General features: G+C 35.9%; 23 protein-coding genes. 13 read left to right on the top strand and 10 right to left on the bottom strand.

Annotated elements, in window-relative coordinates:
• Positions 1–59 precede the first annotated feature (59 nt).
• On the bottom strand, positions 60–188 hold the full coding sequence (locus ACQKNX_RS09660) for a hypothetical protein (RefSeq protein ID WP_255313805.1): 129 nt from the start codon (positions 186–188) through the stop codon (positions 60–62).
• 201 nt (positions 189–389) lie between these two features.
• On the opposite strand from ACQKNX_RS09660, the gene ACQKNX_RS09665 reads away from it, so the two are divergent.
• From ACQKNX_RS09665 to ACQKNX_RS09690, 6 genes are all read left to right on the top strand, one after another.
• Positions 390–875 carry a hypothetical protein gene (locus tag ACQKNX_RS09665; RefSeq protein WP_427429178.1) on the top strand — a complete coding sequence of 162 codons (486 nt, stop codon included), beginning with the start codon at positions 390–392 and terminating at the stop codon, positions 873–875.
• A gap of 155 nt (positions 876–1,030) precedes the next feature.
• On the top strand, positions 1,031–1,450 hold the full coding sequence (locus ACQKNX_RS09670) for a MerR family transcriptional regulator (protein WP_427428699.1): 420 nt from the start codon (positions 1,031–1,033) through the stop codon (positions 1,448–1,450).
• Positions 1,451–1,481: 31 nt separating this feature from the next.
• Positions 1,482–2,810: a hemolysin family protein gene (locus ACQKNX_RS09675; protein ID WP_427429179.1), complete on the top strand. Its 1,329-nt coding sequence runs from the start codon at positions 1,482–1,484 to the stop codon at positions 2,808–2,810.
• A gap of 159 nt (positions 2,811–2,969) precedes the next feature.
• Complete coding sequence (locus ACQKNX_RS09680) at positions 2,970–3,374, top strand: hypothetical protein (protein WP_172772022.1); 405 nt, start codon at positions 2,970–2,972, stop codon at positions 3,372–3,374.
• A gap of 175 nt (positions 3,375–3,549) precedes the next feature.
• On the top strand, positions 3,550–4,002 hold the full coding sequence (locus ACQKNX_RS09685; RefSeq protein ID WP_427428700.1) for a helix-turn-helix transcriptional regulator: 453 nt from the start codon (positions 3,550–3,552) through the stop codon (positions 4,000–4,002).
• A gap of 372 nt (positions 4,003–4,374) precedes the next feature.
• The gene (locus tag ACQKNX_RS09690; RefSeq protein ID WP_427428701.1) at positions 4,375–5,109 is read left to right on the top strand and encodes a metallophosphoesterase; all 735 of its coding nucleotides are present in this window, start codon (positions 4,375–4,377) and stop codon (positions 5,107–5,109) included.
• 39 nt (positions 5,110–5,148) lie between these two features.
• Here the strand turns inward: ACQKNX_RS09690 and cyoE are convergent, their stop codons facing one another.
• Positions 5,149–6,099: a heme o synthase gene (gene cyoE, locus ACQKNX_RS09695; protein ID WP_427428702.1), complete on the bottom strand. Its 951-nt coding sequence runs from the start codon at positions 6,097–6,099 to the stop codon at positions 5,149–5,151.
• Positions 6,100–6,405: 306 nt separating this feature from the next.
• Between cyoE and proC the strand changes: the two genes are divergently transcribed.
• Positions 6,406–7,206 carry a pyrroline-5-carboxylate reductase gene (gene proC, locus ACQKNX_RS09700; protein WP_340823716.1) on the top strand — a complete coding sequence of 267 codons (801 nt, stop codon included), beginning with the start codon at positions 6,406–6,408 and terminating at the stop codon, positions 7,204–7,206.
• Positions 7,207–7,264: 58 nt separating this feature from the next.
• Here the strand turns inward: proC and ACQKNX_RS09705 are convergent, their stop codons facing one another.
• From ACQKNX_RS09705 to ACQKNX_RS09720, 4 genes are all read right to left on the bottom strand, one after another.
• Entirely contained in the window at positions 7,265–7,918 is a 654-nt protein-coding gene (locus ACQKNX_RS09705) for an alpha/beta hydrolase (protein WP_427429180.1), read from the bottom strand.
• Between the two features lie 295 nt (positions 7,919–8,213).
• The gene (locus ACQKNX_RS09710; protein ID WP_427428703.1) at positions 8,214–8,771 is read right to left on the bottom strand and encodes a hypothetical protein; all 558 of its coding nucleotides are present in this window, start codon (positions 8,769–8,771) and stop codon (positions 8,214–8,216) included.
• 739 nt (positions 8,772–9,510) lie between these two features.
• Positions 9,511–10,212, bottom strand: a complete 702-nt coding sequence (locus tag ACQKNX_RS09715) for an O-linked GlcNAc transferase (RefSeq protein ID WP_427428704.1) — start codon at positions 10,210–10,212, stop codon at positions 9,511–9,513.
• Positions 10,213–10,413: 201 nt separating this feature from the next.
• Positions 10,414–10,893: a thioredoxin family protein gene (locus ACQKNX_RS09720; RefSeq protein ID WP_427428705.1), complete on the bottom strand. Its 480-nt coding sequence runs from the start codon at positions 10,891–10,893 to the stop codon at positions 10,414–10,416.
• 191 nt (positions 10,894–11,084) lie between these two features.
• On the opposite strand from ACQKNX_RS09720, the gene ACQKNX_RS09725 reads away from it, so the two are divergent.
• Both ACQKNX_RS09725 and ACQKNX_RS09730 read left to right on the top strand, forming a co-directional pair.
• The gene (locus tag ACQKNX_RS09725; RefSeq protein WP_427428706.1) at positions 11,085–13,382 is read left to right on the top strand and encodes a YhgE/Pip family protein; all 2,298 of its coding nucleotides are present in this window, start codon (positions 11,085–11,087) and stop codon (positions 13,380–13,382) included.
• Between the two features lie 80 nt (positions 13,383–13,462).
• Positions 13,463–13,969, top strand: a complete 507-nt coding sequence (locus ACQKNX_RS09730) for a PCYCGC motif-containing (lipo)protein (RefSeq protein ID WP_427428707.1) — start codon at positions 13,463–13,465, stop codon at positions 13,967–13,969.
• 294 nt (positions 13,970–14,263) lie between these two features.
• On the opposite strand, the gene ACQKNX_RS09735 is transcribed toward ACQKNX_RS09730, so the two are convergent.
• A complete protein-coding gene (locus ACQKNX_RS09735; protein ID WP_427428708.1) occupies positions 14,264–14,800 on the bottom strand; it encodes a hydrolase in 537 nt (178 codons plus the stop codon).
• A 239-nt stretch (positions 14,801–15,039) separates the two neighbouring features.
• On the opposite strand from ACQKNX_RS09735, the gene serC reads away from it, so the two are divergent.
• Together serC and ACQKNX_RS09745 are read left to right on the top strand one after the other, a co-directional pair.
• On the top strand, positions 15,040–16,128 hold the full coding sequence (serC, locus tag ACQKNX_RS09740) for a 3-phosphoserine/phosphohydroxythreonine transaminase (RefSeq protein WP_427428709.1): 1,089 nt from the start codon (positions 15,040–15,042) through the stop codon (positions 16,126–16,128).
• Between the two features lie 338 nt (positions 16,129–16,466).
• Positions 16,467–16,808 (top strand): hypothetical protein, encoded by a 342-nt coding sequence (locus ACQKNX_RS09745; protein ID WP_427428710.1) that lies wholly within the window; start codon positions 16,467–16,469, stop codon positions 16,806–16,808.
• 70 nt (positions 16,809–16,878) lie between these two features.
• On the opposite strand, the gene ACQKNX_RS09750 is transcribed toward ACQKNX_RS09745, so the two are convergent.
• From ACQKNX_RS09750 to ACQKNX_RS09760, 3 genes are read right to left on the bottom strand one after another with little or no spacing between them, the layout of a single operon-like run.
• Complete coding sequence (locus tag ACQKNX_RS09750) at positions 16,879–17,307, bottom strand: Fur family transcriptional regulator (protein WP_427428711.1); 429 nt, start codon at positions 17,305–17,307, stop codon at positions 16,879–16,881.
• Positions 17,304–18,167, bottom strand: a complete 864-nt coding sequence (locus tag ACQKNX_RS09755) for a metal ABC transporter permease (RefSeq protein ID WP_427429181.1) — start codon at positions 18,165–18,167, stop codon at positions 17,304–17,306. The genes ACQKNX_RS09750 and ACQKNX_RS09755 overlap by 4 nt, the downstream gene beginning before the upstream one ends.
• A gap of 14 nt (positions 18,168–18,181) precedes the next feature.
• On the bottom strand, positions 18,182–18,928 hold the full coding sequence (locus ACQKNX_RS09760) for a metal ABC transporter ATP-binding protein (protein ID WP_427428712.1): 747 nt from the start codon (positions 18,926–18,928) through the stop codon (positions 18,182–18,184).
• A 108-nt stretch (positions 18,929–19,036) separates the two neighbouring features.
• Here ACQKNX_RS09760 and ACQKNX_RS09765 point away from each other — a divergent pair, with 108 nt between their 5' ends.
• Positions 19,037–19,273 (top strand): endonuclease IV, encoded by a 237-nt coding sequence (locus tag ACQKNX_RS09765; RefSeq protein ID WP_172772040.1) that lies wholly within the window; start codon positions 19,037–19,039, stop codon positions 19,271–19,273.
• A gap of 322 nt (positions 19,274–19,595) precedes the next feature.
• On the top strand, positions 19,596–19,988 hold the full coding sequence (locus tag ACQKNX_RS09770; RefSeq protein ID WP_427428713.1) for a hypothetical protein: 393 nt from the start codon (positions 19,596–19,598) through the stop codon (positions 19,986–19,988).
• Positions 19,989–20,069: the final 81 nt, after the last annotated feature.

Below are 20,069 nucleotides of genomic sequence, written 5' to 3' on the forward strand. Positions count from 1 at the left end.
ACTTGTCTAAAAATCGCCCATGGTAACACAACTGGTGCGACAAAGAAATTTATTACACTTTAAACTTCAAGAATCCCCCGTAACCAACGCTCCACAAAATTTTCAAAAGTTATCCCATAATTATCATATACTGCGTGATACACAAAATATGTTCCTAATCGGTCGAGTATTTCATCATTAATTTTCATTCCAAAATGCTCCCCTTTCAAGTGATAATTATTTAAAAATTCAGTCTATTAATTCTTTGCAATCAAGCATACTTTGGAAAAAGGCCGTATCGTTGAAAAAACGTCACAATCTGCCTCTTACATACCCTTCCTTCATAATTTTCTTTTCGTTAATATAGTAGTAACAACTAGTGGAACTGGGGGGTACTCCTTGTGAAATGGATGACAAAACTTGCTATTGTTACATGCCTGTCGGTCTTACTTGCCGGCTGTGGTGATAGACTAACTGAAATTAAAGATGCCTTTTCGGGCATTAACTCAGCAGCTGATGCAGCAGCTAGCGCAGTTAGCCAAGATGTGCATGCAATAAGAGCACTTACAATTAATTACAACGACGAATCCTTTACTATTAATGACCTATTTAAAACTATTTTACGTGACATACGCTGGGAATATGACGGCGAAAAAAATGAGCTTCATGTACAAGGCACTTGGCAAGCACCGTTATTCTCTGATCAAGCTTGGGATGATCATATGCAAAAACAGCTTGCTGAGACGGGTTTGGTAAACGTTATTTGTGTAATCCAAGACGATCAAATTGATAGCTCACAGACAGAAGTAACGCTTGTATTCAATCAAGAGAAGATACTACAATTAAGTGGTGATGATGCCCTTCATCATCTATATGATACATATTTAAAAAAATAATTCTTATAGCTTTTCTGACGATTATCGTTACGAAAAGCTATTTTTATGTAGATTAACTCCATTTGAACGACCTTACCTTACAATTTAGAAATATCAAAGCTTATTATTTGAATGCTAGTAAACCATCACGTTATAATCAAAGTATCACGTGATGGTTGGGAGGTCATTGCATTGGGACAGAAAAACTAAAAATTGGTGAGCTTGCTCAAAAAACAGGCATTACAAAAAGAACAATTGATTATTATACAAATTTAGGCCTGTTGGAGGCAGAACGTTCCGAGTCAAACTATCGCTATTACGACCCTGCCATGATTGATCGACTTTATTTTATTGAACAACGTAAACAAGAAGGGCTTTCACTGGGAGAAATACAAAACGCACTCAATATTCCTAGTTATGAAGAAATCGATGTTCAAATGCTACGTTTAAAAATGCAAGATTTAGAACATGATGTATCATCTTTACTTGAACAAATGAACAATCAAGACAATAAAAATATTCAATCAATTAAAAAAAATGTTTCACCTGAAAGTATTGCACTTATGCACTCTTTATTATTACTTATTAATACCTAGGAGGTGACGTTCTGTTTTGCAGAACGACTATTTGGAGACCATACTGAATTTATCAATTTTCACGATTTTATTAGCGTTAACCGCGTTTTTCGTCGCAACGGAATTTTCAATTGTTAAAATGCGTTCCTCTAAGCTTGACCAATTAATCGCCGAGGGCAATAAAAATGCCATTCCCGCGAAGCATGTTGTCAACCACTTAGATGAATACCTATCCGCCTGTCAGCTTGGCATCACGATAACAGCACTTGGTATCGGGATGGTAGGAGAAAAAACCTTTGAATTTATGCTGCACCCATTATTTGAAATGATGGGAATTGCTGATAAGTATATACCGATTTTCACAATTGGTACCGCTTTCGCTATCGCTACTTTTTTACATGTTGTCGTCGGTGAATTGGCACCAAAAACAGCAGCTATCCAAAAGACGGAAAAGATTGCATTACTTTTTGCTAAACCGATTATCGCTTTCTATAAATTGATGTACCCATTCATTTGGTTTTTGAACGGATCAGCACGTATTCTTCTAGGCTTCTTCGGCATGAAGCCAGCAAATGAGCACGAGATATCGCATACGGAGGAAGAATTGCGCTCATTGCTATCTGAGAGTTTTAAAAGCGGTGAAATTAATAAAACTGAGTTAAAATTCGTTAATAATGTCTTTGAATTTGACGAGCGTATTGCTAGAGAAATTATGGTTCCCCGCACAGAAATTGCAGGCATTGAAAAAAATGAAACCTTCACCAATATTATTCATTTTATCGCCGCTGAAAAATATACTCGCTATCCTATTTATGATGGTGACCGAGATAATATTTTAGGGTTTATAAATGCAAAAGAGTTATTTACCCATGGTCTACTTGAACAATTAACGGATGATTCTTTTGTGCTTGAAGATTTTATTAACCCTGTTATTCGTGTAATAGAAACGACACCTATTCAACAATTACTTGGCCGTATGCAAAAGGAACGTATTCATATGGCGATTTTAATGGACGAATATGGTGGTACTTGTGGACTTGTCACGGTTGAGGATATTTTAGAAGAAATCGTTGGCGAGATTCGTGATGAATTTGACGATGATGAAATTGCTGAAATTCGAAAAATAGGTGACAATCATTATATTTTGAATGCCAAAATGCTTGTAGAAGATGTAGAAAATTTACTACAAATTTCACTAGATACAGATGATGTAGAAACACTCGGTGGTTGGTTCTTAACCGTGAATAATGGCATTAGGGCTAGTAAAAACATCGAGCTGGAACAATATGTATTTAGCATTTATGAACAACGTGGTCATCAGCTTCACTATATCGAAGTACGTCCGCTCCATAAAGTTGCCCCTGTTACAACAGAAAGTTAACTGGACAATTTTCCTTCGTTAGAAGCATCAAATGGCAATCAAAACTTAAGATAAATAAGGCTATACTAGTATTTCTATATACTTTTCGACTCATTCCATTATTAGCCATATTTATATATAATGTTTATATAAATGATTTTATTTTCAGGGGGCAATATTATGAAACTTTTTAAACTTTATCATTCAGACGGTATCCACATTATTACCGATGTCAAAAAACATAAGACAAATATTGAATTAAAAACGATTACAGGAGAAATTTTATATATTATCGTTGTAACTGACGAAAACTATACAGTATACGATGACCGCTTCGCCGGCGCTTCAAAGCAGTTAAATTCTGTTGAGGCATTTGATATTGATGGAAGCTTCAGAAGCCTTGACTTTGATAATATGCGCTCATTATTCAAAGAAGCATTTACGAAACTATTACAGGAAATCGCTGAGTGTGTAAATGATGGAGACGAGCTAGTCGATCTTGATACATTACGCCATAAAGTAAGTGCTCAAATTAAAGGAATTCATTTCCGTGTTATTTCTGACACAAAAAAATATGAATATTAATTGCCTGTTATCACAAACAACAGACTGCTCAATGAGTAAGATTCTTTTTTGAGCAGTCTTTTTCTTTCGCTCCGTATACTATTACCTTTTCAAATGCTAGCTCCCCAAATCTTCGCACTACTAATTTGTCTTTCATGTATAATGGAGCTTAACAACCTGATGAAAGGATGTTTGCATGAATCGTGAACAACTAATTTCCCTCGTTTCAGAGAAACTAAAATTAATTCGAACAGAAAAAACATTAACGCAAGATCAAATGAGCAACCTAATAGGACTTTCCAAAAAAACACTCGTGCAAATTGAAAAAGGTCGAATTCAAACTGGTTGGACTACTGCAGTTGCAATATGCGCACTATGTCGTGAAAGTTCAATTTTACAGCATGAGCTAGGCGGTGATCCCCTTGAGGTTGTTGACTTAATCGCCAATAATGGCACATTACAACCAAAAGAAAAAACGATGGGCGGATACATATGGTGGAAAAATGTAAATGAGTGGAAAGGCTATCGTTTACAACAAAATGTGATTAGTCAACATTATCGAATTTTAGATACCGATAACTACCGCTTGCTTTCAAGCTTTGACGAAAGTATCGCGGAGCAAGAATGGAACAAAATTATAAATAGTTAAATTCTAATTTGAATATAAATCCCTATTCCAAGGAGGTTTATATTCAAATTATTTATTTCACAACAAAAATCTAAGGAACATCTCGAATACTTCTTATTTGCCATCAGCGCTTACTCTACCACAACTCCCCCTCTTTTCTTGCAAATCTATAGACAAACGATTAAATGCTCACACTCTCTCTGACATAAGATAAAAGACGGCGATAATTTGTAGAAATGCTTTATCGTATGAACAAAATTCTCTAAAATGGTTACTTATCTAAAAATATTTCAGGTATTTTTGCCGTCATAAACAAATGAGAAAAGTCGAATTTTGTAAGATTATTCTCTATAATGAAAAGTAACGCCTGTTATACTGGAAAGGATGCTTTTTATGACACGTATACTAGCTATTAGTGATATACATGGGGAACTAGAACTTTTGGAAGAATTATTGCTAAAGGTAAAGTTCGATGCAACACAAGATGAACTATTTTTACTTGGGGATTATATTGATCGAGGTCCTGCTTCTTGTGGCGTTTTAAATATAGTTGCGGAACTACAAGCAACTGGGGCACGGGTTTTACTAGGAAATCATGAAGCTATTATGCTAAAAGCCTGTCGTTCAGGGACTCCAAAAGCTTGGAATCATTGGACTTCGCTCTGTGGCGGAGATGCAACACTTACCAGCTATGGCTATCATGTGGAAGATTTTGAAGATGCTATTGTCAACAATACATTACCTAATTACATTCAAACATTACCGAAGCTCGAAGAACACTTACAGCTTATAGAAACTTTTGAAACGTATATAGAGTTAGAAGATGCAATTTTTGTCCATGGCGGCGTTGTACCTGGCATAGCATTAACTGACACAGACCCTTTACAACTGATATGGATTCGAGAAGAATTTCATACAGGCTATGATGGAGAGAAAACGGTGATATTTGGGCATACCCCTACTTATAAGTTGCATCAGGACCCAACAAATTACGATGTTTATTTTGGTGACAATAATATTATCGGTATAGATGGTGGTGCTGTATTTGGAGGGAAGCTTCACGCTTTCGAATGGCCGCATCGTCAATTTACATCTGTTGAAAGTGAAAAGCCAACAAGCTTAGAGTAACTTGTTGGCTTTTCTATTTAGTTTCACCTATAACAACAGTTAATATAGTTTAAATATAACCCCAGCTAGCGAATAAATAATAACCGTTGAGAAGAGGATTGTCATATGCAAAAGTGAGAACACAAACATTTTTGTCGCCCACTTCTCTTGATTTTTATTGCTATGATAACCGTATATACTCATTGCAAGCCATGCGACACTTAATATTAGTGCGACAAGCATAATACCCTTACTTAACGAACCAAATAAAAAGCTAGATAATATTAGCAATATTAAATAAAAGTTCGTTTGGTAATAAGTACGGCGCATCCCTTTTATTACAGGTAACATCGGAACACTTGCCGCTTCATAATCTGCATGCTTTCGAATAGCAATCGCATAAAAGTGTGGCATTTGCCATATGACCATGACAAAAAAGAGACCCATTAAAGCTGGGTGTGTAATATCTGAAGATACAGCCGCCCAACCGATTAAAGGTGGTACAGCGCCTGAAATACTCCCTACTTCGGTATTATAAATTGTGCGACGTTTTGTCCACATTGTATACGGTACAACATATAAAAAGACACCAATAAAACCAAATAATGCAGCTAGTGGTGAAGCTAATGCTAATACACCTATTCCAACAATTAACATAACAATTGCTAAAATCATCGTTGTTTTTGCTGACATTTCTCCTGTTACTGTAGGACGATTTTTTGTACGTGGCATAATGGCATCAATATCACGGTCATACACATTATTAAACGCACCGGCAGCACCGATAACAAGTGCTGAACCAACTGTTGCAAAAATGATTTCTGGTATATTGTCCAAAAGCGTCATTTTATTTTTATACATCCCTAGCGTCAAGCCAGCCCACATAGGAATTAAATTGGATTTTATAATACCTGTTTTAACTGTTTGTGCTAAAACATTAAAGAGCGAGTGTTTCTCTATTGTCTTTTCTACAGTCTGTGGATTTTGATCCGTTTTTAGATTTTGTTCCATTCCTCTTAATTCCTTTTCTATTATAATTTCTATATGCGTCCTTCGATAGAAAGAGACATTTTTTGCATTCAACATATCAAATTATTATTTTACCCCTTTTAGGGCAGCTATGTCTCAAAGTTCACATAAAGTACATGATTTCATGAATGAAATAGGTTTAAGCCAAATCACAACTTCTTCTATGATACCACCGACTAGCATGAATTTGAACCTAATTGCCTTCTTTCCTGCATAATGCTATTCAAGAAAAACAATCTGCTCTATACTAATAGGTATGTTCTATATAATTGAAGGAGTGTCTAACACGTGAAATACGGATTTATTGGTCTAGGTAATATGACCACAGCCATTATAAAAGGAATGTGCAATAGCGGAGATTTTGATTCCTCTTATATATATGGCTATAATCGTACAAAATCTAAAACAACTAAACTAGCTACCTCTTATGGCATACAAGCGACAACTTCCATCGAGGAACTGATGGTAAATTGTGATGTCATTATTTTAGGTGTAAAACCACAAATGCTGCCTGATGTTTTGCCAGAAGTTAAAAACCATTTACAAGAAAAGCACATGATCGTATCCATTGCTGCTGGGAAAAATCTCAACTACTTCCAAGGCTACCTTTCAGAGTCCACACCAATTATTCGCGTTATGCCAAATATCAATGCCCTAATTGGCGCATCAACAAGTTGCTACACTACAAATGAGCAGGTGACAGATTCTCAACTTCGACTCATTACGACATTATTTGAAACAATTGGCACGATTATTGAGGTACCTGAACACTTATTCTCCATCTTTACAACAATTGGTGGGGCTTCACCCGCTTTCACCTATATGTATATTGATGCATTAGCTCGAGCAGCTGTGCGCGAAGGTATGCCTAAAAATATGGCACTTGATATAGCTGCGAACGCTGTATTAGGCAGTGCCAAAATGATCTTACAATCAAAAGAACACCCATGGGCACTTGTCGATCAAGTATGCTCTCCAGGTGGAACGACAATTCAAGGCGTATCTTCCCTGCAAAGCAATCATTTCGAAACGACAATCCACGATGCAGTAGCGGCTGTAACGGATAAGGACCGCAGTCTTTCTAAATAAAGCATAAATTTTAAAAGGCATCGAGAAATTTATTCCCGATGCCTTTTATTTTCTATCGTTACTGCATGTTCTCTTGTAATTGTTGAGTTAAAAACATCACTAAATCTTGTCTATTTTCCGGCGTAACACCATGTCCATCTGGATATTGTTTGAATGTAACAGATGCACCGAATTGCTCAAATAGTTCCTTGCTTTCAACGCCCCATTGAGATGGAATAACATAATCATAATCGCCATGAGAAATAAAGGCATGTAGATGATTAACTGTACGAATTGCATACTCCTCAGTAACAAATTTTGGCGTGTATCCGCTTAATGCTACAATGCCCGTAATTAAATTGCCCATAACAAAAGCTAATGACTGTGCCAAAACTGCACCTTGACTAAATCCAAGTACATATACTTTGTGAGGGTCAATTTGAAACTCTTCAATAGCTTCTAACATAAAGCGTTGCAGAGCGATTAACACTTTGTCAAAAATAGCTCGATCTGGTTTTCCAACTTCCTGAATTGTGAAAAAGGCATAACCAGGCTTTTGTGTGATAGGACCTCTTATGCTAATTATATGACATTGATCTTGAAATTCTTGTACTAGTTGCGGTAGATCATCCTCATTACTACCCATGCCATGCAATAGAAAAATAGCTGGATATTTTTTAGTCGGGTCCATATTTGTTGGTTGTGTATGTTTATATGTGAATGGTGTAATCATGAACATAATTCCTTTCAAGTAAACTCAGTCCTATTTTATCATATTACGCGATTATCCTGCACAGATGTTGTTTTTATCTAGTATTGAATTGTTTGAGTGACTGGCACTCCTTATAAATAGGAAAATCCACTTCGCTTTCTGCGGGGCACGACGTAAGCCGCAAACCTCGCGAAAACGTGGCTTGTTGCGTCTTACATTGCGTGGGTTCCCGCAAGAGTCAAAGTGGATTTTCACTTAGATTTCCGTAAAATTTACAGAGCCAATTAATTTCAGAATTGTTTGAGTGACTGGCACTTTATTTTAAGTTTGTTTTTGAAATAAGCCCGTCCGTATGATAGGCTATATAACCGTTAATGATGCGCAGTGTTTCCTGTGGATTAGCGTCAAATAATACTTTCGATTGCGCAGGCGTGGATACAAGTACTGTTAGTAAATCCATGCGCATCGAATGTCCCGCAGAGCTATATGCGTAATCATAGATAATATCTTCTTCTGATAAGCCATCTGTTTCATATTGTTGATGAAATAACTCTTTTGCCATCTCCATCCGTTCAGCTACTTGCTGACGAATCCGCATTTGATGCATGAGCAATTCCTCTTCCAATACTGCAGGTTTTAACCATTGTTTTTGCTCTAGCATATTGATTAGCTCATTTTCCCAAACTTGTTCATTATCAGTGAAATACAGCATATTCACCATTAACATATCCCAAAAATCCGTTTTAGATAATGCTGATTGACGTTGCATCTCAATCGTCTGATTAAAGTGCTGCTCGACCTTTTCAATGTTCATATTACGTACTAAATGATGACATACATTTTCAATAAATTTATTCGCTACTTCTTGTGCCATGATAAAAACCCGTCCTTATCTCAACAAATCATTTCTTCCCTATCATACCATGATTGTTGAATAGAAAGAAATGGACAGCGTTTAGGTTTGACAATGAGGTTATTGGAATAATACTGATACGCCTGACTCAATTGCTGCATCACTAACAGCTTTTGCGACAATACTTGCATGTAATTTCTCTAAAATATTTTGCGCATTATGTTGAAGCTTAGTTTTCTTGTAAAAAGGCTGGCTGTAATGGCTTGCTAAAAAAAGCCTTATAAGGTGTCGTTAACCACTGTATTGCAATTGTCATTGTTACAACAATAATAAGAATTTCCATTAACAAATGAATTGAAACAAATTATGCTTTCCGAAAATCGCGTAAAATTTTTAACTCCAGTAAGCGATGATTAGCAAAATAACAATGGAGTATATAATGTATTGAATCCCTTGCCTCAAAAAAGAATATTGTTTATTTAATTCCCACAAGATGACCCCTACCTCCTTTTGCCCATAAGTAATTCATTATTTATATATAATTTAAAGCTAATATTCTACTAATAGATTACCATTATATACCTAAATTTCAATCAAAAGTCTTTATTAAGTAACGATGAAAAATTAATGAAATCACTAAATTCCTATTATAACCCTTTTCAATAATAGTATTTTCCCATTAAAAATAGAAAGACCGAAGGCAACTCGAATTTTCCGAGTTTGTCTTCAGTCTTAAAAAAGAATGTTATTATGCATCAGTTTATGAAAACACATAACTATCCATATTATCAATTGTATTTTGAATAGCATCTTTTAAAGAACGCTGTTGCTCGTCGCAAGTAGCAATCGCTTCTTCTAATGCAATCGCTGCATTGGCCATAAAGGGAGCCATCTGTAAATCTTTTGCAAGTTGAATAAGGACAAGTGCTTTATTCCACTTCCAGCGCGCATTCATTGGATCTAAATAAATGGCTTGTTCCAAATAACCAAGCGCATCAAAAGGCATCCAGCCAAAACGATGCATTGTTTGACCTGTTATTCCCCAGTATAAAGCTTTGTTCGGATTTTCTTTAACTGCCTGTTTGAAGCAATGGACACTTTCATTATAATGATGTGCAAATAAAAATAGCTCACCCTGTGTAAAAAATGATTGTGCTTTTTCAATTGCTGTCCCCGTTTTAGCTATTTCCTCAAGTTCTTTAACACGCTTCGAAAATGCAGCTTCATCCTTTAGAGCACGTATTTCTACAACGGCATCAGATTCAGGGTAACTTTCATTCGCACGTTCTTTATGCTGTAATTCTACTAAAAGTGTCGGCTTGGGGAATGTGGCAAAGTCGTACTCCTCTAGCAAAGTTATATATTTAATAGCTAAGGCTTTTTCTGGTCCTTCTGCTACTTGCAAAGCAGCTTCATAACATTTCATCAGCTCTCCATTATAAAAGTAATCATCCATTGTCATACAAATTTCCTCCAGTTTAAAACTTTACAGTCTTTATAATATACATTATACATATTCCGTATCGTAAACAAACTATGTTTTATTTAATTTGCCCCACTACCATCACTAAGCGTGTTCGTGAGCTCACTTTATATTATAATGTACCAATTCTAAAAAAAAGAGACTGGCCAATTTTCTCTTTGGATCAGTCTCTTTTATGCATTATTTTTTTAACACTTCTTTATCGAAGAAAGAGCGTAAATCTTGTTCTGGTAAAGCACCTACAAAGCGTGCTGCTTCCTTGCCATCTTCAAAACGAATGAAAGTTGGTGTTGCTTCAATACCATACTTTTCCCAAAGATTATCATATTCATAGACATTTAATTGAGCAATGTTTACCCCAAGTTCATCTGCAATCGGCATTAATACAGGTGTAAATGCTTGGCAGTGAACACAAACTGGACTAAAGAAGTATGCGTTCACATCTTCTCCTGCTTTAATTTTCTTTTCTAGCTCATCAGGTAACATAATATTTTGGTAATTTTCATCATCTAATTGATCGATTGTTTCTTGTGTTAACTCTTTGTCACCATACGGATTATTTGCACTAGCAAGTTTGTTTTTGTTCGATACATTTGTAAGCACAATGATTGCTGCAAATAATACAACAATAACCGAACCAATAATTAGTAATTTTTTCAATTAAACTCCTCCATTTTCACACAAAAATGCCCTACTTTTAGTGTATTTGGGATTGATTATAAAGTGTTTTTAGAACCTAGTAAACTAATTAGTCTTTCATATTAAATTTTCCAACTATTCGAACATAATTCAGTGCATTTATGGAAACATACTACTATAAGCTCAAAATGAATTTGGAGTGAAATTTAACTATGAAACACACTTTCCAACATGTCTTTCGAATTTACAAAAGTGATATCCTTAATATTTTATCAAACTGGGTAGTTGCTGTTATCGTTGGTGGTCTTATTTTTTTACCTTCACTTTATGCATGGCTTAATATTTACGCTTCCATGGATCCATACGCTCACACTGCCAATATGAAAATTGCTGTTGTAAACGAAGATACCGGGACAACCGTTAAAGGAGAAGATCTAAATATAGGAAAGGAATTAATGACTAATTTAAAAGAAAATAATAATTTTTCCTGGTATTTTACCCCTAGGCAAGAAGCGCTCGATTCATTAAAAAATGGTGACTATTTCGCAGTACTGATCGTTCCTAGTGACTTTTCCCAGAAGCTAACATCCATTCTGTCAGATGAACCAACAAAAGCGCATATTGACTATTATGTAAACGAAAAAATAAATCCCATTGCCCCTAAAATTACGAGTAAAGGCGCTGGCGTTATTACCCAACAAGTTTCTAGTGAATTCATATCAACAGTAAATGGCACCCTTTTCTCGATGTTCAATACAATTGGTATTGAAATAGAGCATGAACTTCCAGACTTCAAAAAATTTGAACAGTATATTTTTACAATTGAACAACATTTACCTGATATTGAGTCCTTTTTAGCAAAAACTGCAACAGGTGGAAAAGATGCCGAGAAATTACTAGACACTACTATTAGTGAAATTCCAGAAATAGAGAAAATTACGAATAACGGTCTTACAACTATTCAAAGTGGATTAAAGCTAATTAATGAAGCAGATACACTGTTCAATCAGCTTTCACCAATCGTTCAAAAGGATTTAGAAAGTGCGCAAACAATTGCACAGCAATTCACAAATCTTTTAGAAAAATTGCAAAATGCTACTTCCGATACTTCGACATTAGCGCAATCAAAAGACGAACTGCAACAACAATTAACATCTTCGCTAGACAAAGTAAACAGTAGTATTCAGACTTTAGAGGCTTTACAAAAACTCACACAGGCAGATGCAACATCTCGTAAGCAACTTGAAAATTCGCTCCAAAATGTTATTACATCACTTCAACAAAACAGCTCTAACGATAATAATAAAGACATTATTCAGCAATTGGAGTCTATACAAGGAGCGCTACGAGCTAATCCTACAATTACCGACTCTTCGACGGGTGCGCTCTCGTCATTACGTCAACTAAATGCTTTATTAACGGATACAACAAGTAAAGTTCAGCAAATAAACAATATCGATGAGGAAAAGATAAAAAAGGATATTGCTGAAGTCCAAAAAATTGCCCAAGATGCTGCCGACAATTTAAAACAATTTCTTAGCTACTATTCAGAAAATCTGGAGCCGCAAATTCATACAACTTTGAATGCTGCCAAAGATACTTTAACGAATGCATCGACAATGCTAACAAAGGTTCAAAGCTCAATTCCACAGGCGCAACAACGGTTAAATAATGCTAAAAATACGCTAGTATCAGCCAATAAGGCAATTTCTACAATTCAGTCAGACTTCCCAACGCTAAGCAAAAAAATAACCAATCTTGCTAATAAGCTTCGAACACTAGAAAATGAAACCGATATTTCTGAAATTGTTCAATTATTAAAGAACGATGTCGATGCTGAACGGAATTTCTTTGAAGAACCTGTACAACTAGAAGAACATAGAATGTTCCCAATCGCGAATTACGGTACAGCAATGACTCCTTTTTATACGGTGCTATCTATTTGGGTAGGTTGTTTGTTACTTATCTCACTACTTGCGGTAAATATACACGACAACCAACAATATAGTATTCGTGAAATTTACTTTGGGCGATTACTGACATTTGCAACAATCTCATTAATCCAAACTTTAATTATTACACTTGGTGATGCTTTATTATTAGATGTTTCTATTAGTGCGCCCTACTTCTTTATAATTTTTGGTCTAATCATTAGCTTTGTTTTTATAACTGTTGTCTACACGCTAGTATCCGTATTCGGAAATGTTGGAAAGGCGCTAGCAATCGTTATGTTGGTCTTACAAATTGCTGGTTCTGGAGGCACCTATCCCGTAGAGTTATTGCCAAAGTTTTTCCAAGTAATCAATCCGTTTTTACCGTTTACCTATGCAATTGAAATGATGCGAGAGGCAGTTGGTGGCATCATTTGGCAAAAGGTATGGGTAGACCTCGCATTTTTGTTAGGCTTTTGGCTAATTTTTATACTGTTTGGCTTTTTCTTAAAAAAATTACTAGGCGAAAAAATGGAACTTTTAATGAACAAAACACGAGGTTTAGATATATTTCATTGAAAACCGTCCTTGTCTGCTATAAATATTGACAGGGACAATGTTATAATGGAAATATTGTAAACATGTAGGAGGCGTTTGTTTTGAAAAAACTTGTATCCATTTTTACGTTGTTGTTACTCGTACTAAGTGCTTGCGGGACAGATAAAGCAATTAAAGAAAATCCGAATGATTCACAAGATGAGGCTTCACATGATGGACATGCTCATGTTTCAGGAGACATTCAGGAAGAAACAGCAGGTGCCGATGTATTACCATCATTTTTAGATAGCCAAACTGAAAATATTCGCTTAGTTTACCAAATTGCCGGGCAATCAACAGACATTTTAGAGTGGATGCCATGCTACTGTGGCTGTGGAGAATCCGCAGGACATAAAAGCAACTTAAACTGCTTCATTCAGGAAAAGCGTGAAGATGGCACAATCGTCTGGGACGACCATGGTACACGTTGTGGCGTTTGCTTGGAAATTGCACTACAATCAGCAAAAATGCATAAAGATGGCATGAGCTTGAAAGAAATCCGTCAAACTATTGATAAGACGTACAAAAATGGTTATGCGAAACCAACACCAACGGAAATGCCTGCTTAAGTATTTAGAGGCTGCGATAAAAGGGAAAAAGTGTTAGCTTGACTAAGAATCAATCTAACACTTTTTGCTGCGCCATCGATGTCCACTACGGCAGATTGTTGCGTCTTACGCTGCGTGCGTTCCCGCAGCAGTCACCGCCTCCGCTACCATCAACTATTATTTGCAAAATATAATCGATTAAATTTAGCTAAGTCTTCTTCATTATAAATAGCAAACTTACAAACACCTTTGCCCCTGATTTCACCCTAACCTATTATCGACACTGTGAAACACATCGTCTTGTTGTGTTTTTTGTTATTTAACAAGTTGCAGTACTGTTTTAAAATGCGTATGATCTGCTCTTTGTAAAAGCTCATATAAAATCATCTCCGTGCTCGTTGGCAAAATGCCTAATGCCTTCATTTTATCTAACCCTATTTCCTTATTGGCTTTTGTACGAGAAGATACGGCATCAACGACTACCTCTACTTCAAACCCCTGCTCCTTCAATTGTCTTGCTGTTTGATAGACACAAATATGTGTTTCAATACCCGTTACAATAAATTGCGTACGTCCACTCGCTTTAACTGCGTCAATAAACTCTTCTTCTTGGCATGCACTAAAAGCCATTTTAGCAATTGGATTCCCTTGAAGATGCTTTGCAATTTCTAGCGCAGTACCACCTAATCGGCTTGGATTTTGTTCCAGCCATAATACAGGAACATCTAGTGCTTGCATACCTTGTACAAGTTTTGACACATTTTGAATAACTGTTTCGCTATCATCTACAATCGTTGCCAATTTCCCTTGCACATCTACGACAATCAGACTTGCTTGATCTACTGTAAACATAAAAACACCCCTTTTCATTACTTAACGATAGTATACCGAAATTTCTTTGTCTATGTTGTATTTCAGAAAAATGCATCAAGCCAAACATGAATTGTGTGCGAATTGTGTGCGTGCCTGACACTAAAATGCTCATTTTCATCCTACATAAATAAAATATTGAGAATTTTGTTTTTTCTCTTGAAAATTAAGTTATAATCCAGTAAAGTGCTTTTATTAAACAAAACGAGGAGTGTACCACTTTGACACAACGTGCATACAATTTTAACGCAGGGCCTTCTGCACTACCGCTAGAAGTTTTAGAAAACGCTCAACAACAATTAGTAAACTTCCGTAATTCAGGTATGTCTATTATGGAAATGAGCCACCGTAGTGCAATATTTGACGAAGTACATAATGAAGCAATTGCTCTATTAAAAAAACTTTATGCAATTCCAGAAAACTATGAGGTACTATTTTTACAAGGTGGGGCAAGCCTGCAATTCACAATGGTGCCGATGAACTTCCTTCAAGCAGATAAAAAAGCAAGTTACGTTTTATCTGGTTCATGGGCTGAAAAAGCATTCAAAGAGGCAAAATTATTCGGTACTCCTGTTGAAGCAGCAAGCACAAAGGAAAATAAATATCGCAACATTCCAGCATTATCAGATATTCAGTTTAATGAAGATGATGCATACGTGCACATTACATCAAACAATACGATTTACGGTACTCAATGGAAGGAATTCCCTGAAACAGGCAATGTTCCTTTAGTAGCAGATATGTCGAGTGACATTTTATCTAAACCTGTTGACATCAGTAAATTTGGTATCATTTATGCTGGTGCGCAAAAAAACCTTGGCCCTTCTGGTGTAACTGTCGTTATTATTCGTAAGGACTTATTAGAAAAAGCGAACAAAGACATTCCAACAATGTTAAAATATACAACGCATACTGATGGTAACTCGTTATACAATACGCCACCAACATTTGGTATTTATATGTTAGGTGAAGTATTAAAATGGGTAGATGCTAAAGGTGGCGTTGAAGCAATAGCTAAACTTAATGAAGCAAAAGCACAAGTAATTTACGATGCGATTGATAACAGTAATGGCTTTTTCACTGGTCACGCAACGCCTGAAAGTCGTTCATTAATGAACATCACATTCCGCGTCGCTGATGAAGAACTTGAAAAACAATTCCTTGCAGAAGCAAAAGCAGCTGGATTTATTGGACTAAATGGTCACCGTTCAGTAGGTGGTTGCCGTGCATCAACATATAATGCTGTTCCATTAGAAACTTGTGAAGCACTTCGCGACTTTATGGTAGCATTCCAACAAAAACACCAATAATAAAATTCAAAGACGAATGATTGCTTAAAATAGCATCATTCGTCGTTTGTTTTTTTGAAGCAATGGCATGGTTGCTTCCCTCTATAATTTATATGCACTGTCTTCATCTAAAAATTCTTCCTATTTTCCTAATGATAGACTTCTATCTCTATGACACCCTATTGGTACAAACATACATTTACAAAATAAAATAAACTTTAACAGCATTTTTTTAAAGAAAAAAATAGTTTTTTTAGTGTCTATCGGACATATTACCAACCTCCTTCCTTTTAAAAAACATAGATTATAAGTGTAAGGCAATAGCTTTACATTAATTATAGAGAAAGGAGGTAGTATCAATGGAAGATAGAAGATATGTTACGCATATGAATTGGGACCCTTGTAAATGTCACAAACCTTGCAACTGTCACCATAAAAAAGAACATGAATGTAAATGCAAAGAAGAAAAATGCCACAAACCAGTTAACAACTGTAGAAGCTGCATCTGTGAGCAATTAAGAAGATTAGAAGTTGGAACGGTAGTTGATGTTTTCTTAACAGGCGGTCTTAGTTTCCTAGGTTTGACTTTCGTGAGCTTTAATGCACGAAATTGCTGTGCTTATTTCCTAGAAGTAGGTTCAACAACACCACTTATTATTGACTGTAAAAAGATAGATGCTATCCGTATTGTAAGAAGATAGTAGTAGTCTTCTTATGCCCTTTCCTTCTAACATTACTCCTTCACAATAAATAAGGAAACCCTGTCAAATATTAATTTGACAGGGTTTCATGTTTACAATCTGGACATTTACCGTATATTTCAAATTTATGATTTTCAATTTCATAATCAGGAAGCTTTTCGCCAAGCATCTCCATCGGGCAAAGATTGAGCTCTTTCACATTGCCACAATCCATACATATGAAATGATGGTGATGATGTTCAGACTCACAATGCATGCGAAAATTTCGTTCGCCGGATAACTCAGTTTCTTCTAATATGCCAAGCTGTACAAACGTTGAGAGATTACGATAGATCGTATCAAAACTCATACCTGGGAAATCTTTTTTTAGCACATCTAATAAATCTCGAGCGGTTAAATATTTATCCGTCTCTGCAAACATATTTAAAATTAACTCACGTTTATCTGTTTTTTTATAGCCGTTTTCTTTTAAAATTTCCCACGCTCTTGAAATATTCACTGTGCTGCCTCCCCTTGTTTTGCTGATAGCTTTAACATCGTTTTCTTACCTATGATTACAAGTAATAAAATAAGAATTGATGTCACAACAATTGTACCACCTGGTGCTAAATCTAAGTAAAATGCACTTACTAAACCGATTAATACCGCTACCTCGCCAAATACAATTGCATAGATAATCGTTTGCTTAAAGCCCTTTGCCAAACGCATTGCTGCAGCAACTGGCAATGTCATTAAAGAAGATACTAGTAAAATACCAACGATACGCATACTTGCTGCAATCACAAGCGCTGTCACAATCATAAATAAAAGATGAACCCATCGTGCGGGTAGTCCACTAGCTTTCGCATATTCCTCATCAAATGATAGCACAAAAAGTTCTTTAAAGAATAAAAATAAAAAGACAATAACTACAATGGCAATTCCAATAACAACCAATAAATCCTGCCTTGAGACTGCCGAAACCGAGCCAAATAAATAACTCATTAAATCGGTACTAAAGCCACTCGCGAGTGAGATGAAAATCGCGCTAATTCCAATTCCACCAGACATAATAATCGGTATGGCAAGCTCTTCATAGTGCTTATACAGTCGACGTAAGCGCTCAATTAATATTGAACCACTAACTGAGGCAACAATGCCAAGGTAAATAGGGTTGAGCATTGCAAATGCAGAAATAGACTGACTTACATACAAGCTACCAGCAATACCCGCAAGTGTAACATGGGATAAAGCATCTGCAATTAGTGATAGCCTGCGAACTACAATAAATACACCTAGAAGTGGTGCGATGATGCCAATCAATAAGCCAGAGAAAAAGGCATTTTGTAAAAACTCATAGTGTAAAATTGCTTCAATCATTGTGCCTTCTCCTTCTAATGAATCTTTCTCACCGAATGGCCATACCAAGCGTCTAGCGCATCCTGAGAAATAGAATCAAATTCGTCTTTGTAACCGTGGAAATGAATGGTTTGGTTAAGGCAAGCAACATGGCTAATTCGGTTTGAAACTGTATCCACATCATGTGTGACAAGAATCATCGTAATTCCTTGTTCCCTATTCAAATTCGCCAGCATATCATAAAAGGACTGCACATTCTCGTGATCGATGCCGACAGTCGGTTCATCCAGAATCAGTAATCTTGGCTCACTTACTAAAGCTCGTGCAATAAAGACACGCTGTTGTTGTCCACCAGATAGCTCACCAATATTTTGATTCATAAAGGCGTCCATTCCTACTGCCTTTAATGCATCATACACTTTGTTTTTGACTTCTTTTGTAGGACGTTTAAACAGCCCTAATTTTTTTGTTAATCCACTGATGACTACCTCTTGTACAGTTGCTGGAAAACCTGAATTGAAGGCATTGGATTTTTGGGAAACGTAGCCTATCCATTCACGATGTTTAAATGTTGCACTCGGCTCTCCAAACAACTTAATTTCACCAGACATTGGTTTCAATAAACCTAAAATAATTTTTAATAATGTTGATTTTCCTGAACCATTTGGACCGAGGAGTGCTAAAAAATCTCCTTCTTCCACACGGAATGAGATATTTTTCAATACTTGTGTATAGTCATATTGAAATGACACATTATCGATGTCAATTAATGTTTTTTTCATGCATGATCGCTTCTTTCTAATTCAAAATCATTACGATTTACAAGTTGTAAGTATAAATGAATGTTCCATATTTGTAAAGAAAACAAAACTTAAAAGGAGGGATTGGTTGTGAGTATTCATTTTTTGCAGCAATTATCTCAAAGTACTGATAAAGAAGTAGTTGCCATTGCGCGTGCCGAAGGTTTTGAAATTAGCACTTCAGAAGTGAAAAAGCTTCGACCTTATCTTGAGCAATTCTCATTTTCTTGGCTCTTTTTAGGTATTCCAAAAGAAGTACTGAGTGAAGTGGAAGCCGTTCTAGGAAGAAAACGTTCCCGCCAGCTTATTGCACTATTTACTAAATAATCGTAAGGCAAAAGCCCGAAAGTCAGTTTTGACTTTCGGGCTTTTTTTATGTATTAATATCGTTTCGACTTATCCTAACACGGACTAACCCTCTCCAAAATCTACCTATATTTTAAATTTTTTTTGAACTTTTTAGTAAATTACAATAGATTTTTCGTTACAAAAATATTGAAAGTAGAAAGTTTGGAATTTTATAATAATTGATAAAGAGAATACAATGCTCTTCGTTCTCTTTGAATATGTTTTTTGTTGCTTAGTTGCTTAGTTGTTTTGTTGCTTTTGGTTTATTCTCATCAAAATACAAAGAAGGAGTTGGATTGACATGAAGAAAAGACTAGCAACAACAGTTTGTGCTTTAGGATTATTGCTTAGTGCCGGTGTAGCAAGTGCAGGGACGGATGCTATCACCTATGCGAAGGAACTGCCTGGGTTTAAAAGGAACATATATTTAGCGACCGGAACAAAAGACAATAACAGTGACTCAAAAGTTGAAAATTCTATAGTTGGTCAAAATTACGAGGCAACAATGTGGATTGTGGATGCTAGTGGGAAAAAGGTTTCTAATACTGCAAAAGATGTAACTGATAATGATATACGCTTCTTTACAGTAGATGATAGTGCAGTCGGCGGCAATGTAACTCTTGTAGCAGAAAATGATAAAATAACTCGTGTAAGTGTGGAAATTTCCGGGAGATTTTATCCAGATTTAAAATAAAATAAAAGAATGTAAGTATAGATAGATGATTAATCCTATCGAATTTCCGTAAAGACAATCTTTTTTGTTGCAAAATTGTTG

Origin of the sequence: Lysinibacillus sp. NPDC093712 (genome assembly GCF_050280025.1) — a bacterium.
GTDB lineage: Bacteria > Bacillota > Bacilli > Bacillales_A > Planococcaceae > Lysinibacillus.

Coding starts and splice junctions, on each gene's coding strand:
- cyoE (WP_427428702.1), bottom strand. CDS start 6,099: ATGGAACAAAATCTAAAAACGGATCAAAATCCACAGACTGTAGAAAAG.
- ACQKNX_RS09735 (WP_427428708.1), bottom strand. CDS start 14,800: ATGTTTACAGTAGATCAAGCAAGTCTGATTGTCGTAGATGTGCAAGGG.
- ACQKNX_RS09710 (WP_427428703.1), bottom strand. CDS start 8,771: ATGGCACAAGAAGTAGCGAATAAATTTATTGAAAATGTATGTCATCAT.
- ACQKNX_RS09690 (WP_427428701.1), top strand. CDS start 4,375: ATGACACGTATACTAGCTATTAGTGATATACATGGGGAACTAGAACTT.
- ACQKNX_RS09705 (WP_427429180.1), bottom strand. CDS start 7,918: ATGATTACACCATTCACATATAAACATACACAACCAACAAATATGGAC.
- ACQKNX_RS09760 (WP_427428712.1), bottom strand. CDS start 18,928: ATGAAAAAAACATTAATTGACATCGATAATGTGTCATTTCAATATGAC.
- ACQKNX_RS09660 (WP_255313805.1), bottom strand. CDS start 188: ATGAAAATTAATGATGAAATACTCGACCGATTAGGAACATATTTTGTG.
- ACQKNX_RS09715 (WP_427428704.1), bottom strand. CDS start 10,212: ATGACAATGGATGATTACTTTTATAATGGAGAGCTGATGAAATGTTAT.
- ACQKNX_RS09665 (WP_427429178.1), top strand. CDS start 390: ATGACAAAACTTGCTATTGTTACATGCCTGTCGGTCTTACTTGCCGGC.
- ACQKNX_RS09770 (WP_427428713.1), top strand. CDS start 19,596: ATGAAGAAAAGACTAGCAACAACAGTTTGTGCTTTAGGATTATTGCTT.
- ACQKNX_RS09680 (WP_172772022.1), top strand. CDS start 2,970: ATGAAACTTTTTAAACTTTATCATTCAGACGGTATCCACATTATTACC.
- ACQKNX_RS09745 (WP_427428710.1), top strand. CDS start 16,467: ATGGAAGATAGAAGATATGTTACGCATATGAATTGGGACCCTTGTAAA.
- ACQKNX_RS09725 (WP_427428706.1), top strand. CDS start 11,085: ATGAAACACACTTTCCAACATGTCTTTCGAATTTACAAAAGTGATATC.
- ACQKNX_RS09685 (WP_427428700.1), top strand. CDS start 3,550: ATGAATCGTGAACAACTAATTTCCCTCGTTTCAGAGAAACTAAAATTA.
- ACQKNX_RS09755 (WP_427429181.1), bottom strand. CDS start 18,167: ATGATTGAAGCAATTTTACACTATGAGTTTTTACAAAATGCCTTTTTC.